This is a genomic window from Bacillus sp. JJ1521, from assembly GCF_036965165.1.
GTDB lineage: Bacteria > Bacillota > Bacilli > Bacillales > Bacillaceae_L > Ferdinandcohnia.
In genome coordinates, this window is sequence record NZ_JBALOX010000007.1 from 33,057 (window position 1) to 50,437 (window position 17,381).

15 protein-coding genes are annotated in these 17,381 nt (G+C 38.8%); 14 read left to right on the forward strand and 1 reads right to left on the reverse strand.

The genetic code is table 11. From position 1 onward, the window contains the following. Positions 1-151: 151 nt before the first annotated feature. On the forward strand, positions 152-1,168 hold the full coding sequence (holA, locus tag V7147_RS01350; RefSeq protein WP_335366062.1) for a DNA polymerase III subunit delta: 1,017 nt from the start codon (positions 152-154) through the stop codon (positions 1,166-1,168). Positions 1,169-1,517: 349 nt separating this feature from the next. Here holA and rpsT read toward each other — a convergent pair whose 3' ends face one another. Continuing rightward, complete coding sequence (gene rpsT, locus V7147_RS01355; RefSeq protein WP_335366063.1) at positions 1,518-1,784, reverse strand: 30S ribosomal protein S20; 267 nt, start codon at positions 1,782-1,784, stop codon at positions 1,518-1,520. A 246-nt stretch (positions 1,785-2,030) separates the two neighbouring features. On the opposite strand from rpsT, the gene gpr reads away from it, so the two are divergent. The 13 genes from gpr to deoC all read left to right on the forward strand — a co-directional run. Beyond that, positions 2,031-3,158, forward strand: a complete 1,128-nt coding sequence (gene gpr, locus V7147_RS01360) for a GPR endopeptidase (RefSeq protein WP_335366064.1) — start codon at positions 2,031-2,033, stop codon at positions 3,156-3,158. Between the two features lie 190 nt (positions 3,159-3,348). Further along, the gene (spoIIP, locus tag V7147_RS01365) at positions 3,349-4,545 is read left to right on the forward strand and encodes a stage II sporulation protein P (RefSeq protein ID WP_335366065.1); all 1,197 of its coding nucleotides are present in this window, start codon (positions 3,349-3,351) and stop codon (positions 4,543-4,545) included. Between the two features lie 12 nt (positions 4,546-4,557). Then, positions 4,558-4,911 (forward strand): YqxA family protein, encoded by a 354-nt coding sequence (locus tag V7147_RS01370; RefSeq protein WP_335366066.1) that lies wholly within the window; start codon positions 4,558-4,560, stop codon positions 4,909-4,911. 289 nt (positions 4,912-5,200) lie between these two features. Next, positions 5,201-7,024 carry a translation elongation factor 4 gene (gene lepA / locus V7147_RS01375; protein ID WP_335366067.1) on the forward strand — a complete coding sequence of 608 codons (1,824 nt, stop codon included), beginning with the start codon at positions 5,201-5,203 and terminating at the stop codon, positions 7,022-7,024. Positions 7,025-7,233: 209 nt separating this feature from the next. Next, positions 7,234-8,370, forward strand: coding sequence for a radical SAM family heme chaperone HemW (gene hemW / locus V7147_RS01380; RefSeq protein ID WP_335366068.1), 1,137 nt, complete (start codon positions 7,234-7,236; stop codon positions 8,368-8,370). A 90-nt stretch (positions 8,371-8,460) separates the two neighbouring features. After that, the gene (gene hrcA, locus V7147_RS01385; protein WP_335366069.1) at positions 8,461-9,492 is read left to right on the forward strand and encodes a heat-inducible transcriptional repressor HrcA; all 1,032 of its coding nucleotides are present in this window, start codon (positions 8,461-8,463) and stop codon (positions 9,490-9,492) included. An 87-nt stretch (positions 9,493-9,579) separates the two neighbouring features. Next, entirely contained in the window at positions 9,580-10,176 is a 597-nt protein-coding gene (grpE, locus tag V7147_RS01390; protein ID WP_438824524.1) for a nucleotide exchange factor GrpE, read from the forward strand. A gap of 148 nt (positions 10,177-10,324) precedes the next feature. Further along, positions 10,325-12,157 carry a molecular chaperone DnaK gene (gene dnaK / locus V7147_RS01395; protein ID WP_335366070.1) on the forward strand — a complete coding sequence of 611 codons (1,833 nt, stop codon included), beginning with the start codon at positions 10,325-10,327 and terminating at the stop codon, positions 12,155-12,157. Positions 12,158-12,360: 203 nt separating this feature from the next. Then, positions 12,361-13,491 (forward strand): molecular chaperone DnaJ, encoded by a 1,131-nt coding sequence (gene dnaJ, locus V7147_RS01400; protein WP_335366071.1) that lies wholly within the window; start codon positions 12,361-12,363, stop codon positions 13,489-13,491. Positions 13,492-13,523: 32 nt separating this feature from the next. Next, positions 13,524-14,468, forward strand: coding sequence for a 50S ribosomal protein L11 methyltransferase (prmA, locus tag V7147_RS01405; protein WP_335366072.1), 945 nt, complete (start codon positions 13,524-13,526; stop codon positions 14,466-14,468). Between the two features lie 29 nt (positions 14,469-14,497). After that, a complete protein-coding gene (locus V7147_RS01410) occupies positions 14,498-15,241 on the forward strand; it encodes a 16S rRNA (uracil(1498)-N(3))-methyltransferase (RefSeq protein ID WP_335366073.1) in 744 nt (247 codons plus the stop codon). Positions 15,242-15,246: 5 nt separating this feature from the next. Next, positions 15,247-16,611, forward strand: a complete 1,365-nt coding sequence (gene mtaB / locus V7147_RS01415) for a tRNA (N(6)-L-threonylcarbamoyladenosine(37)-C(2))-methylthiotransferase MtaB (protein ID WP_335366074.1) — start codon at positions 15,247-15,249, stop codon at positions 16,609-16,611. 141 nt (positions 16,612-16,752) lie between these two features. Beyond that, on the forward strand, positions 16,753-17,381 hold a 629-nt coding region (gene deoC / locus V7147_RS01420), incomplete at its 3' end, for a deoxyribose-phosphate aldolase (protein WP_438824525.1).

Sequence of the window (17,381 nt, forward strand, 5' to 3'; positions counted from 1 at the left end):
TGGCAACGTCTTTGTGACCCACATCGTGTGGGCCTAAAAAATCTGGGCGCAAATACGCCAAAGCGCATTTGATTTTTACATATTGATAATTTATTAATTTCCCGATACGATTAAAGAGGTAAATGAAGGCTTACTGTGGAGAGGAATACGAATGAACTTAGAGCTTTGGAAAAAAATTAAGAAAAAACAATTTGCATCTGTCTATTTATTACATGGATCTGAAAACTTTTTAATCCAGGAAACAAAGGAATTGATCATTGAAAATAGCATTGAAGAGGAAGAAAAGGATTTTAATTTATCGGTGTTTGATTTAGAGGAAACACCAGTAGAGGTTGCTTTAGCTGACGCGGAAACACTTCCTTTTATGGGTGAAAGACGGCTTGTTATTTTACAAAATCCATCGTTCCTCACATCTGAGAAAAATAAGGATAAGGTCGAGCATAATGTATCGGTTCTTGAGCATTATTTAAAAAGCCCTGCACCTTTTACGATTCTTGTGTTTACTGCACCCTATGAAAAGCTTGACGAAAGAAAAAAAATCGTCAAACTTTTAAAAGCGAATGCAGAAATGTTATCTGTTAATACATTATCTGAAAAGGATTTACATAGCTGGATTTCCGATCGAGCAAAGCAGCATGAGGTTACAATTCGTCCTGCTGCGATACAAGAGCTTTTACAGGTGGCAGGGACAAATCTCATGAACATTACGCAGGAAATTGATAAAATGAGTTTATTTCTTGGGGCAAATGGTGAGATAACCGAGGAAACCGTTCAATTACTTGTGCCGCGATCATTGGAACAAAATATTTTTTCACTTATTGATAAAGTAGTTAATCGTAAACTAGATAAGGCATTACGTATCTTTTATGACCTGTTACAAAATAATGAAGAGCCAATTAAAATATTATCCTTACTCGCTACGCAGTTTAGGTTAATATTTCAGGTGAAGGAACTTTCCAGACAAGGGTACGGCCAACAACAGATTGCTGGAAACTTGAAGGTACATCCATTTCGTGTCAAGCTTGCAGGTGAACAAACTAATTTATTTACACAAGAAGAGCTTCTGGGAATTATGAATCAGCTTGCTGAAGCAGACTATGAAATGAAAAACGGTAAAATGGATAAGAAATTGATATTGGAATTATTTATTATGAAGTTGGCGAAATAGTAGAGAAAAGCGCAAGGACCCCAATTCCAGCTAAAAGCTGGCACGTCTTGTGCCAAACGCCGGAATCCTTGCCGTCCTGGCAGAGGCGACAAGCATAAGACGAGAGCTGACAGAAGGCGTTTTTTGTCTTCCGAAGTGATTGGCTTATGACCTCTAGCCGATGGAGCCTGAAACTAGACAAAGTGTAATAAAAAAAACGACTCAATTCGAGTCGTTTATTTATTGTCTGGCTCCGACGCCTAGCCCCTCGAGGTCAAATAACCTGCGTCAAGAAAAGTCAAAGAACGACTTTTATTGCCGCAGAACATTTGCTTGTCGGGGCTGAGCAAGGCGCCTGCGCTTTTCGGTATTATGCGTTAACCTCGTTAAGTTTTTTAGCTAGACGAGATTTTTGACGGTCAGCAACATTTTTATGGATAAGACCTTTACGAGCCGCTTTGTCAAGCTTAGTTGTAGCTGTAACGAATGCTGCTTTTGCATTTTCAGCGTCGTTATTCGCAACTACAGCTTCGAAGTTTTTAACAGCAGTACGCATAGCAGACTTAATAGTTGCATTATGAGCACGACGTTCATCATTTGTTTTTACACGTTTGATAGCTGATTTAATATTTGGCATACTTTCACCTCCTGCGAATATCAAGATGATCTAAAAGTTTAATCATTTTCGATATTGGAAATCCTCTTTCCATCGTCAAATGATTAGATTACATTCTTTGATACTCTGATGTTACAACAAAAGTTATTCTATCAAATTGACTGTGATAATGCAATACCAATCTATTTACCACATGATAAAAATTGCATGAACTGTATTTCATCAGGTAAAGCTATACATACTATGTGAAAAATGGAGGTATTTGGATTGGGAGAACAACTAGATTTAACCAAATATTCGGTTCGAACTGACTTAGCACTTGAAGCAAGCGCAATGGCTGTTGAGGAACGAAATAAAACTTTAAAAGAAGACCAGCAACCTGTATCAGAAATTGAAGGTGTCATCATAAAAGAAAGACAAGAAAATGGCATTATGATCTCAACTGTTGAAATTACTGATGAAGGTGCAAATTCAATCGGAAAGAAAAAAGGAAACTATTTAACATTAGAAGTACAGGGGATCCGCCAAAAAGATTCGGAGCTCCAACAAAAGGTACAAGAAGTATTTGCAAAGGAGTTTAGTCATTTCCTATCAAATCTAAATATCGGAAAGGATGCAAGCTGTCTTGTAGTGGGTTTAGGAAATTGGAATGTCACACCGGATGCACTTGGGCCAATGGCAGTTGAAAACCTGGTTATTACAAGGCATCTCTTTCAACTTCAGCCAGAAAATGTTCAGGATGGTTTTCGTTCTGTAAGTGCAATAGCACCTGGAGTAATGGGATTAACAGGAATTGAGACGAGTGACATTATTTTTGGTGTGATTGAAAAATCAAAGCCTGATTTTGTTATAGCGATAGATGCATTGGCAGCCCGTTCAGTAGAGCGTGTGAATTCAACCATTCAAATCTCGGACACTGGGATCCATCCAGGTTCTGGAGTTGGAAACAAACGAAAGGAACTGAGCAAGGAAACTTTAGGTATTCCCGTGATCGCCATTGGAATACCAACAGTAGTAGATGCTGTATCTATTACAAGTGATGCGATTGATTTTATTTTAAAACATTTTGGTAGAGAGCTAAAAGAAGGAGATAAGCCTTCACGTGCTCTAATTCCTGCTGGAATGAGCTTTGGTGAAAAAAAGGTTTTAACAGATGATGACTTACCTGGGGAGCAGGAACGAAATACATTCTTAGGAATAGTCGGGACCCTACCAGATGACGAAAAAAGAAAACTCATTCATGAAGTGTTATCGCCACTTGGTCATAATTTAATGGTTACCCCAAAAGAGGTGGATGTCTTTATTGAAGACATGGCAAATGTGATTGCGGGTGGTCTCAACACAGCATTACATGGTGAAATTGCCCAGGATAATTCAGGGGCATATACGCATTAAAAAGAAATGTGCAAGGCGCCAGCTTATCGGCGACAAGCATAAGACAAGCGCTGACAGAAGGTGCATTTTACCTAGAGCCGATGGCGCCTGGAACTAGACAACAAAAAAGAAAATGAAATCTATCAAATAAGTTCTACCAACTCAATTTTATTCATATCAATATGATAGACAAACATTGAGGAGGTAGAATATGAAGAGTTTTCGGACTCAAGGAATGATGATCTCAATTCAAGGAACTAGCCTTGTGAAAGGGATTCTATTCCTCATTTTTAGTTTTATTTTATTATTTACGATCACGGGAGCGATTGTCTCTCTTAAACCGGAGTATAGAATTAGTTCTTCTTCCATTAGCAATGTCGCAACAAATCTTTCAGGAGAAGCACTTGTTCACTTATTAGGGTATGAAAATCATTATTTTGTTCAAGGATTGCCTGAATCTACTACGAAGCCAGACTACCTAGGGGCCGTAATTAAGGTGGCAACTAATCTTACGTTGGATGACCCACGAAGCTTTTTAGGCAGAGAACTTCCTGGCTTCTCTATATTCGATGGCAAGATTCTAGTTGCGGGTGAGGGAACAAACTATACGAATATGCCAATTGAATCTCCACCGCCTTTAGATGTCTTATTAGATGAAAGGCAAGTGGCTACACAAAATGTTGAACAAGCTGAAAAACCTTCTAAACCTGTTCCACCGCCATCGATGACTACCGGTGATAAAAAGGTTGCATATATTTATCACACTCATTCTTCCGAGTCTTATTTCCCGCATTTAAAAGGAGTAGACACGTCGATCGCAGATAATGCAAGACATCCTGATGTAAATGTAACAAAAGTAGGGGAAATGCTTGGCGAAGAGTTAGAAGCACGTGGAATTGGGACAGAATTAAATACTACGAATATGGATCAATATTTAAAACAAAAAGGATACAACTGGTACCAATCCTATAAAGGGTCTGGAGAATTAATGGCCAGTGCAATGACGGGTAATAAGGATTTAAACTATTTTATTGATATACACCGGGATGCTCATCGTAAGGAGACAACCACAGTCACAATTAATGGAAAGTCGTATGCAAAAATTGCATTTATTGTGGGGACTGAAAACAAAAAACTTCAGGAAAATATTAAAATCGCATCAGATTTACATGAACTGCTGAAGAAAAATTATCCCGGTTTAAGCCGTGGGGTAATACAACAAGGCGGTCCTGGCAATAATGGTGTATATAACCAGGACAAATCCGGAAATGCGATGTTAATCGAGTTTGGTGGGGTCGATAATAATTTCGAAGAACTCCGCCGAACATCTGCAGCCATTGCAGATGTCTTAGCAGAATATTACTGGCAAGCAGAAAAAGTAAATGGGAATGAAACGAATAAAGAATAGGGAGCCATTCCAATGGTTAAATTCATGATGAAATGCTTCTTGATTGTGACTGTTCTTCTACTAGGTGTATTGATCGGGATGCAGCAAGCAAATGAAGGGATGAAGAAAATGAGGGGCTATAATGACCCCTCTCTTCAAGGTGCCTTCCATATCACTGACAATAACGGTGAAGTCGAAGCATCTGTCTTAGGGCGAAAAGTGACCAGTCACGATCTGGATCAAAAACAAAAACAACTAGAGGACGTAGAAGCATTCAACCTATTTTCTAGCATCGGTGAGAAACTTGGAAACGGGATCAGTGCTCTATTTGAAAAGATCATGATGGCTATTGGAAACGGAATCGGAAGTCTCCTCGACAAACTGTAAGTAAGGGAGTTTGCCATGAACATTTGGCAAGCTCTCTTTTTTCCTGAAGACATTAAGATTTTTCGTAATTGAATGTACTAAAATGTTTCTGTATAATCTAATCTAGTGTATTTAATATTTATAAGTAAGATATATATCATGTACGATTAAGTTACATTGTCTAGCTCCAGCGCCCAGCCCCTCGAGGTCGCTTCATCCCTCCTGCGGCGGCAACAGCCTCCTCGTCGGGCTTCCAGCGCTTGTCGGGGCTATCAAGGCGCTTGCGCTTTTCGTATCAGGAGGATTTTGAATGAACCAAGAAGAGAGACGTAATAGACAATCTAGAATCCGGAATTTTTCAATTATTGCTCATATAGACCATGGTAAATCAACATTGGCTGACCGCATTCTTGAAAAAACAAATGCGTTAACCCATCGTGAAATGAAAGAGCAATTGCTAGACTCCATGGATTTAGAAAGAGAACGCGGCATTACAATTAAACTGAATGCGGTACAATTAAAATATAAAGCGAAAGATGGAGAAGTATATACTTTCCACCTCATCGATACCCCAGGACATGTTGACTTTACGTATGAAGTTTCCCGTAGTTTAGCGGCATGTGAAGGTGCAGTACTCGTAGTAGACGCTGCACAGGGGATTGAAGCACAAACACTAGCAAATGTGTACTTAGCTTTAGACAATGACCTGGAAATTTTACCGGTTATTAATAAAATTGATCTACCAAGTGCTGATCCAGAACGGGTAAGACAAGAAATTGAAGATGTGATTGGCCTTGATGCCTCGGAAGCAGTTCTAGCATCTGCTAAAGCGGGTATAGGGATAGAAGATATCTTAGAGCAAGTTGTTGAAAAAGTTCCTTCACCACTAGGTGACCCTGAAGCGCCATTAGAGGCACTTATTTTTGATTCTGTATATGACCCATACCGAGGTGTAGTTGCCTACATTCGTATTGTTCAAGGAACGGTTAAGCCAGGAGACAAAATTAAAATGATGGCAACTGGTAAGGAATTTGAGGTAATTGAAGCAGGTGTGTTCACACCACGAGCGACTTTACAGGAAGAACTAACAGTTGGGGATGTTGGATTTTTAACAGCAGCAATCAAGCATGTTGGTGATACACGCGTTGGTGACACCATTACAAATGCTAAAAATGGCGCAGCAACGCCACTTCCTGGGTACAGACGCTTAAATCCAATGGTATTCTGTGGATTGTATCCAATTGATACAGCAAAATATAATGATTTACGTGAAGCGTTGGAAAAGCTTGAATTAAATGACGCTGCCCTTCAATTCGAACCGGAAACATCACAAGCACTAGGATTTGGTTTCCGCTGCGGTTTCTTAGGCTTACTCCATATGGAAATTATTCAAGAACGAATTGAAAGAGAATTTAAAATAGACCTAATTACAACTGCGCCAAGCGTAATTTATGATGTGTTTTTAACGGATGGAACTGATTTGAAAATCGATAACCCATCCGATATGCCAGACCCTCAAAAAATTGACAGAATAGAAGAGCCATACGTAAAAGCAACTATGATGGTGCCAAATGATTATGTCGGTGCTGTAATGGAGTTATGCCAAGGTAAGCGTGGTAACTTTATTGATATGCAATATCTTGATGAAAAGCGTGTAAGTATCGTTTATGAAATTCCACTTGCGGAAATCGTATATGATTTCTTTGACCAATTAAAATCAAGTACAAAAGGCTATGCTTCTTTTGATTATGAATTAATTGGCTACAAGACCTCCAAGCTTGTGAAGATGGATATTCTATTGAATGCTGAAAAAGTAGACGCACTTTCCTTCATTGTTCATAAGGATTCATCTTATGAGCGCGGAAAAATAATTGTAGAGAAGCTAAAGGAACTAATTCCAAGACAACAATTCGAAGTACCCATTCAGGCAGCCGTTGGACAAAAGATTATTGCACGTTCAACCATTAAGGCAATGCGTAAAAACGTGTTAGCAAAATGTTATGGTGGTGACATTTCGCGTAAACGTAAGCTTCTTGAAAAACAGAAAGAAGGTAAAAAACGAATGAAGCAGGTTGGTTCAGTCGAAGTACCTCAAGAAGCATTTATGGCAGTGCTTAAAATGGATGATAAATAGAAAAGCAGAGGCGAGTGCCCAGCGACGTACGGACTGGACTGAGCCTGTAGGAGATAAAGGAAACACGAAGAACGAAGTGATTCGATGTTGACTTATTGTACGGAGGGTGAGGGAAGTCTCGCAAGGCGCTGCGAGCCGGAGCTAGACAAATAATGTGGAAATGCCGCAGATATTTCTGCGGTTTTTTCACTTAGGAAGAAGTGATTTTTTTGGTACAAGCAGCATACCTCCACATCCCTTTTTGTGAACAAATCTGTCACTATTGTGATTTCAATAAAGTATTTCTAAAAGGGCAACCGGTTGATGAATATCTTCAATATATGGATGTTGAAATGAAAAATACAGTTGAGGCATTCACGCCGCGGGCTTTCAAGTCTATATTTGTTGGTGGTGGAACACCTACTGTGCTTTCTGTTAACCAACTAGAAACATTCCTGTCGAGTATTAACAGATATTTAAAACCACGAAGCGAGACAATCGAATTTACCTTTGAAGCAAATCCGGGGGATCTTTCAGAAGATAAATTAAAATTAATGCTAGATTCAGGTGTCAATCGAATCAGTTTTGGTGTACAAACCTTCGATGATGAACTCCTCAAAGCAATTGGTAGAACACATCGTCGTAAGGATGTTTTTCAAACGATTGAATTGGCAAAACATGTGGGTTTTAAAAACATAAGTATTGATTTAATGTATGCTCTCCCAAATCAAACAATCGAAAGTTTTCAAGAGTCACTCGATTTAGCTCTCTCTCTTGATGTTGAGCATGTTTCTGCATACTCTCTCATTATTGAACCTAAAACCGTGTTCTATAACTTGATGCGAAAAGGAAAGCTCCATCTACCTAGTCAAGAAAACGAGGCTAAAATGTATGAAACATTAATGGCAGAAATGGAGAAGCACGGGTTCCACCAATATGAAATCAGCAATTTTTCAAAAAATGGTTTTGAAAGTCGCCATAATCTAACATATTGGAATAATGATGAATACTACGGAATCGGCGCCGGTGCCCATAGCTATGTGGCCGGGAAAAGAATATCAAATGCTGGACCAATTAAAAAATATATGACAGCCATTGACGAACATGGTTTTCCACATGTCGAAACACATTCAGTAACTTTACAAGAAAAAATGGAGGAAGAACTATTTTTAGGTTTGCGTAAAACAAAAGGAGTTTCAATCTCCCATTTTCTTGAAAAGTTTTCCGTAAATATTTTTGATGTTTTTGCAAGCCAAATTAAAGAACAAAAAGCAAAAGGTCTGCTTGAAGAAAAAGATGATTTTATTCGGCTAACACAGAATGGAAAGTTTCTTGGAAATGAAGTTTTTCAAGCATTTTTACTCTAGGTAAAATGATTGACAATGGCATTTGTATTTGGTAATTTAATTATAGAATTAGCACTCGCTAAATAAGAGTGCTAACAGAGGTGATGTTCCTTGCTAACAGATCGTCAACTATTGATTCTTCAAGTTATAATTGATGACTTTATTAGATCTGCACAGCCAGTAGGGTCAAGAACATTGTCGAAAAAAGATGGGATTGTGTTTAGCTCAGCAACTATTCGCAATGAGATGGCAGATCTAGAAGAACTAGGATTTATCGAGAAAACTCACAGTTCATCTGGTAGAGTTCCGTCCGAACTAGGTTATCGATACTATGTGGATCATTTATTATCTCCAAGCCGATTAACTCTAAAGGAAAAGCATGAGTTGAAGTCAATTTTTACCGAGAAAATTTATGAACTTGAAAAAATTGTCCAGAAATCCGCACAGATATTATCTGATCTAACAAACTATACTTCAATTGTTTTGGGTCCGGCTTTTACAGAAAATAAAGTAAAGAGACTACAAATTGTTCCAATTAACAATGAAACAGCTGTTGCGATTATCGTAACGGACAATGGACATGTGGAGAACCGTACCATATCATTTCCTGAGTCCATCGACCCTAGCGATATCGAAAAGATGGTTAACATTCTAAATGAGCGGCTTGTTGGCGTTCCACTGACTGATTTAAAAAACAAAATTTATAAAGAGGTTGCTTACCTTTTAAAAACAAATATTCGTAACTATGACACGGTCATTAATGTTTTGGACAAAACACTTACACTTCCAACGGAAGAAAAAATGTTTATTGGCGGAAAAACAAACATGTTAAGTCAACCGGAATTCCATGACATTGAAAAAGTTCGCTCATTATTATCGATGATCGAAAGTGAGCATGAATTTTCAAGACTGTTACGTACTGATAAAGCGGGTATTGATATTAAAATTGGTCATGAAAATAACAATATCGCGATAAATGATTGCAGCCTAATAACGGCAACGTATTCTATTGGCAACGAACATCTTGGGTCTATCGCCATTCTAGGACCTACAAGAATGGAGTATTCACGTGTAATTAGTTTGTTGCAGCATATGAGTCAAGATTTTTCAAAGGTCCTGACAAAACTGTATCAAATAGAATAGCAGTGGCTATATTTAGTAGAGGGTCATATGCCCCTCTAATACATATACTAGTTATGGTGCGAGACACCTTTAAGGGAGGTGAGTGTATTGGCTAACGAGAATAAAGTTGTGAAAGAAGAAATCGAAATTGAGGAAACAAATGTAGATCATGATGTGGTAGAAACGATTGAACAGGCTGAAGCAGAGTTAGTAGAAGAACAAGAAAATGATGTGAATGCCGAACTTTCGAAAGCCAATGAAAAAATTGCAGAACTTGAGGCTAAGCTAGAAGAGGCAGAAAATCGAATTTTGCGTCAGGTTGCCGACTTTGAAAACTTTAAGAGACGTGCCCGCTTAGATCAAGAAACAGCTGCTACATATAGAGCACAAAGCCTTGTGAATGATTTGTTGCCAGCTCTTGATAATTTTGAAAGAGCTCTTCAAGTTGAAGCAACAAATGATCAAGCTAAATCGATCATGCAAGGTGTAGAAATGGTATACCGCAGTATTGTGGATGCCCTGAATAAAGAAGGGGTAGAAGCAATTGAATCAGTGGGGGCTCAATTTGATCCAAATGTGCATCAAGCAGTTATGCAGGTAAGTGAGTCTGATGCAGAATCGAATGTGGTTCTAGAAGAGTTCCAAAAAGGATATAAACTTAAAGATAGAGTTTTACGACCTTCGATGGTTAAAGTAAACGAGTAACTAAAGGCTTAGTGCTTCTGCTTATCGGCGACAAGCATAAGACGAGCGCTGACAGAAGGTTCCTTTTACCTTCCGAAGCNNAGCCGATGGCGCCTGGAGCTAGACATGAATAATCTAAAGTTTTGGTTAAATTAAGGAGGAATTTTCCATGAGTAAAATCATTGGTATAGATTTAGGTACAACAAACTCATGTGTTGCTGTTATGGAGGGTGGAGAACCAAAAGTTATTCCAAACCCTGAAGGTAACCGCACAACACCATCTGTCGTTTCTTTTAAAAATGGGGAAAGACAAGTTGGTGAAGTGGCAAAACGTCAGGCAATCACAAACCCAAATACGATTATGTCCATTAAACGTCACATGGGAACAGATTACAATGTAGAGATTGAAGGCAAAAAATATACACCACAAGAAGTTTCTGCGATTCTTCTTCAATACTTTAAATCCTATGCAGAAGAATATCTTGGTGAAACAGTAACGAAAGCTGTTATCACAGTTCCAGCATACTTTAATGACGCTGAACGTCAAGCAACTAAAGATGCAGGTCGAATTGCGGGTCTTGAAGTTGAACGTATTATTAATGAGCCAACTGCAGCTGCTCTTGCATATGGTTTAGAAAAAACAGATGAAGATCAAACAATCCTTGTATATGACCTTGGTGGTGGAACATTCGACGTATCTATCCTAGAACTTGGTGATGGAGTATTCGAAGTTCTGTCAACCGCAGGTGATAATCGTCTTGGTGGGGATGACTTTGACCAAGTGGTTATCGATTATTTAGTAGAACAATTCAAAAAAGAGAATGGCATTGATCTTTCTAAAGATAAAATGGCATTACAACGTTTAAAAGATGCAGCTGAAAAAGCGAAGAAGGACTTATCGGGTGTAACTTCTACACAAATTTCTCTTCCGTTTATCACTGCAGGTGAAGCAGGACCACTTCACTTAGAAGTAAACTTAACTCGTGCAAAATTTGATGAGCTTTCAGCAGGACTTGTTGAGCGTACAATGGGACCAACTCGCCGTGCTCTTCAAGATGCAGGTCTTTCAGCTAGTGAATTGGATAAAGTAATCCTTGTTGGTGGTTCAACTCGTATTCCAGCTGTTCAAGAAGCAATTAAGAAAGAAACTGGAAAAGAACCACATAAAGGTGTTAACCCAGACGAAGTTGTTGCTTTAGGTGCAGCTATCCAAGGTGGAGTATTGACTGGTGATGTTAAAGACGTTGTTCTTTTAGATGTAACACCATTATCACTCGGTATCGAAACAATGGGTGGCGTATTTACTCGTTTAATCGATCGTAATACAACAATTCCAACAAGTAAGTCTCAAACATTCTCAACTGCTGCTGATAATCAAACAGCTGTTGATATCCATGTACTTCAAGGGGAACGTCAAATGGCAGCCGACAACAAAACATTGGGTCGTTTCCAATTAACTGATATTCCACCAGCACCACGTGGAGTACCACAAATCGAAGTAACATTTGATATCGACAAAAACGGTATCGTTAATGTTCGTGCAAAAGATCTTGGTACAAACAAAGAACAAGCTATTACAATCCAATCTTCTTCAGGCTTATCTGACGAAGAGGTTAATCGCATGGTTCGCGAGGCTGAAGAAAATGCGGAAGCAGATAAGAAGCGCAAAGAAGAGGTTGAACTTCGTAATGAAGCAGATCAATTAGTGTTCACAACCGAAAAAACACTTAAAGATCTTGAAGGCAAAGTAGATGCAGCTGAAGTTGCAAAAGCAAATGAAGCGAAAGATGCACTAAAACAAGCCATCGAGAAAAATGATCTTGAAGAAATCAAAACGAAGAAAGATGCTCTACAAGAAATCGTTCAACAGCTTTCCGTGAAATTATATGAGCAAGCACAGCAACAGGCTCAGGGTGCCCAAGGTACAGAAGGTGCCGACCAAGGCAAAAAAGACGACGATGTAGTAGACGCTGAATTCGAAGAAGTAAACGACGAAAAGTAAAGCCTTAAAAAATACAGAATTATATGCTTAAAAAGTCGAAGTCAGGCCTGTCTTGGCTTTGACTTTTTTTGTTGAAAATTAATTTTTCTCTCTTTTAATAATTAGATAATTACGAACACTGAAGTATGAAACATGTATTATTGCCTTTTCATAAAAATAAGTGATACAATATTCTTTATGTGAATGATGCGGGAGTGGATTCAATGAGTAAAAGAGATTATTATGAGGTACTCGGGGTTTCGAAAAATGCTAGCAAAGACGAAATAAAAAAAGCATATCGAAAATTATCAAAAAAATATCACCCCGATATCAACAAAGAAGCTGATGCTGCTGATAAGTTTAAAGAAATTACAGAAGCATATGATTCATTAACAGATGATAACAAGCGTGCCCATTATGACCAGTTTGGTCACACAGATCCAAACCAAGGATTTGGTGGTTTTGGCGGTGGGTCTGATTTTGGCGGCGGATTTGGTTTTGAAGATATTTTCAGTTCAATCTTTGGTGGTGGAACAAGACGAAGAGACCCAAATGCACCGCGACAAGGGGCAGATTTACAATACACAATGACCTTACAGTTTGAAGAAGCAGTATTTGGTAAAGAAACAGACATCGAAATTCCAAGAGAAGAAGAATGTTCAACTTGTCATGGATCAGGTGCAAAACCAGGTACTTCACCAGAACAATGTTCACATTGTGGCGGTTCAGGTCAAATCAATGTTGAACAGAACACTGCATTTGGAAGAATCGTGAATAGACGAGTCTGTCATCACTGTAGTGGAACTGGTAAATTTATTAAGGATAAATGTTCAACATGTAGCGGCTCTGGTAAGGTGAAAAAACGCAAGAAAATCCATGTGAAAATTCCAGCTGGTATCGATGATGGTCAACAGCTTCGCGTATCTGGCCAAGGCGAACCAGGTGTAAATGGTGGACCTCCTGGTGATTTATATGTAGTGTTCCATGTACGTTCCCATGAATTTTTCGAGCGTGATGGAGATGACATTTACTGTGAAATGCCATTAACCTTTGCCCAAGCTGCATTAGGTGATGAAGTTGAAGTACCCACCTTACATGGAAAAGTAAAACTAAAAATACCTGCTGGTACTCAAACAGGAACAAAATTCCGTCTTCGTGGCAAGGGTGTTCCGAATGTTCGTGGATATGGTCAAGGTGACCAGCATATTCACGTACGTGTCATTACCCCAACAAAGCTTACAGAAAAGCAAAAACAATTGCTCCGTGAGTTTACAGAAATAAGCGGGAATGGAGTACCAGATGAACAACATGATAATTTTTTCGCAAAAGTAAAACGAGCATTTAAAGGTGAATAACCTCGTATAGAAATGGATTGGAGTTGGTAGATATGAAATGGTCAGAAATTAGCATTCATACAACACAGGAGGCGGTGGAGCCAGTATCGAATATCCTTCACGAAGCCGGGGCAAGTGGAGTCGTTATCGAAGATCCATTCGACCTAACTAAGGAACGAGAAAATGTGTTTGGTGAAATCTACCAACTTAATCCAGATGATTACCCTAATGAAGGTGTCATCGTGAAAGCATATCTCCCTGTCAATAGCTTCCTAGGAGAAACGGTTGACGGGATAAAAGAAGCGATTAACAACCTTTTGCTTTTTGATATTGATTTGGGTCATAATAAAATCACCATAAGTGAAGTTCATGAGGAAGAATGGGCTACAGCATGGAAAAAATATTATCACCCTGTAAAAATATCGGAGAAATTCACCATCGTACCGACATGGGAAATGTATGAGCCTGTTCATAGTGATGAATTAATTATCGAGCTAGATCCTGGAATGGCATTTGGAACAGGTACACATCCGACAACTGTTATGAGTATACAAGCACTTGAGCGAACAGTAAAACAGGGAGATACAATTATCGATGTTGGGACTGGTTCTGGTGTACTAAGCATAGCTGCTGCCATGCTCGGCGCAAACTCTATAAAAGCTCTTGATTTAGACGTGGTAGCTGTCGAAAGTGCAAAACTTAATATAAAGCTAAACAAAGTGCATGAAGCAGTTACTGTTTCTCAAAATAATCTTCTTGATAATATAGAAGGACCAGTGGATCTTATTGTGGCGAATATTCTTGCTGAAATCATTGTCCGCTTTACAGACGATGCAGCGAAAATCCTAAAACCAAATGGAGCATTCATTGTATCTGGTATCATTAATACGAAAAAGCAAGAAGTGAAGGACAGTCTTGTAGCATCAGGCTTTACAATTGAGGAAGTGCTTGTCATGGAAGACTGGGTATCAATGATTGCTAGAAAGAAAAGCGAGTAAGGGATTCTCATAGGTGGTGGAATAAAAAAATGCAGCGATATTTCGTCGATCATATGAGCGAAACTGGGGCGACAATTACCGGTGAAGATGTTCATCATATAACACGAGTCATGAGAATGTCAGTTGGAGATGCCATTTTTTGTTGCTATAATGGAAAAGTAGCACGTTGTGCAATTACTGAAATTACCAATGATGTGATTTTGGCAAATGTTGTAGAATGGGTAGAGAACTCGAATGAGCTCCCTATTAAGTTATGTATTGCAAGCGGATTGCCAAAAGGGGATAAGCTTGAATATGTCATTCAAAAAGGGACGGAGCTTGGGGCATCTGAGTTTGTCCCTTTTGTTGCGGCCCGTTCAATTGTCAAATGGGATGATAAAAAAGGACAAAAAAAGGTTGAGCGCTGGGGGAAAATTGCAAAGGAAGCGGCAGAGCAATCACACCGTGCAATGGTTCCTGAAGTTAGTATACCTTTGTCTTTTAAAGAATTATTATCTTATAGTCAATCCTTTACTTATCAGGTAGTAGCTTATGAAGAGGATGCAAAGCGCGGTGAAAGTTCAAATCTAGCACGTGTATTATCACAATTGAAACACGGTGAATCCCTTTTTGTTGTGATTGGACCCGAAGGTGGTCTAACTGAAAAAGAGGTATCAACTTTAATAGAGAATGGATTTATATCCTGTAGCTTTGGTCCAAGAATTTTACGAACTGAGACAGCACCATTGTATGTTTTATCAGCGGTGTCATTTTATTTTGAATTAGCGAGGTGACAATCATGTCATTAGTTGCATTCCATACATTAGGATGTAAAGTCAATCATTATGAAACAGAAGCAATTTGGCAGCTATTTAAAGAAAATGGGTATGAGCGTGCCGATTTTGAAAGTACTGCAGATGTGTATGTTATTAATACTTGTACTGTTACAAACACAGGAGATAAAAAGAGTAGACAGGTCATACGTCGAGCAATCCGTAAGAACCCTGATGCTGTTATTTGTGTTACAGGCTGTTATGCACAAACATCACCAGCAGAAATCATGGCGATCCCAGGTGTTGATATTGTTGTAGGAACACAGGATCGAAAGAAAATGCTAGATTATATCGAGCAATACAAAGAAGAGCGCAGTCCAATTAATGGCGTAGGTAATATTATGAAAACACGTGTATATGAAGAACTAGATGTGCCTTCATTTACAGACCGTACACGTGCTTCATTAAAAATTCAAGAGGGTTGTAACAATTTTTGTACCTTCTGTATCATTCCGTGGGCGCGTGGTTTAATGCGTTCCAGGGATCCTGAAGAAGTAATTAAACAAGCACAACAGCTTGTTAATGCAGGATATAAAGAGATTGTCTTAACTGGTATCCATACAGGTGGCTATGGTGAGGATATGAAGGATTACAATCTAGCTGCCCTTTTACGTGACCTCGAATCTAAGGTAATTGGCCTTAAGAGAATTCGTATTTCTTCCATCGAAGCTAGCCAAATCACCGATGAAATTATTGAAGTACTTGATCAATCAACAAAAGTAGTAAGACATCTACACGTTCCATTACAATCTGGTTCAAACACTGTGTTAAAACGTATGAGACGTAAATACACCATGGAATTCTTTGCTGAGCGTTTAACAAAACTTCGTCAAGCATTACCGGGATTAGCGTTAACGTCTGATGTAATCGTTGGTTTTCCAGGTGAGACAGAAGAAGAGTTTATGGAAACTTATAATTTTGTAAAAGAACATAAATTCTCTGAATTACATGTTTTCCCATACTCAAAGCGTACTGGTACACCTGCAGCGAGAATGGAAGACCAAATTGATGAAGAAGTGAAGAATGAGCGTGTACACCGCCTCATTTCACTATCTGATCAATTAGCGAAGGAATATGCATCTAATTACGAAGGAGAAGTATTAGAGGTTATTCCTGAAGAGCTAGACAAGGACAATCCAAACAGTGGTTTATATATTGGTTATACGGACAACTATCTAAAAGTGAAATTCGATGCAACTGAAGATATGATTGGTAAAATCGTAAAAGTTAAAATCACGAAGGCGGGTTACCCATATAACGAAGGTCAATTTGTAAAAGTTGATACTGACCTTTCTGTTGAAGTAGAAGAAGAAGAAAGAACTACGGCGTAAGATAAAGTAATGAAAAGAAGTTAATCATTGATTAGCTTCTTTTTTTTTACACATAATATAAACATTTAAGTGCTATGCATCCTGTAGCAACAATGATATGATGTTAGAGGTACGTACAACTAAAAGTAAAAGGAGAAATACATAATGACGAATATTGCAAAAATGATTGACCATACAGCTTTAAAAGCAGACACTACGAAAGCGCAAATTGAAAAGCTTTGTGCAGAGGCAAAAGAATATGGATTTATGTCTGTTTGTGTGAATCCAACATGGGTAGAAACTGCAGCTAGTCTTTTAAAAGATTCAGAAGTGAAGGTTTGTACAGTTATCGGCTTTCCGTTAGGAGCTAGTACTACAGCTACTAAAGCATTTGAAACAAAGGATGCCATTGAAAAAGGAGCAACTGAAGTGGATATGGTTATTAATATCGGTGCCCTTAAGGATCAAAATGACGAATTTGTTGAAAATGACATCCGAGCTGTTGTGGAAGCGGCAAAAGGCAAAGCACTTACAAAGGTAATTATCGAAACAGGTCTACTAACTGACGAGGAAAAAGTAAGAGCCTGTGAGCTATCCGTTAAAGCCGGAGCAGATTTTGTGAAAACATCTACTGGCTTCGGGGCAGGTGGAGCAACTGTGGAAGACATTCGTTTAATGCGAAAGACAGTCGGACCGGATATCGGAGTAAAAGCATCTGGCGGAGTTCGTGATGTAAAAGGCACCCAAGACATGATCGAAGCAGGAGCAACAAGAATTGGCGCGAGTGCAGG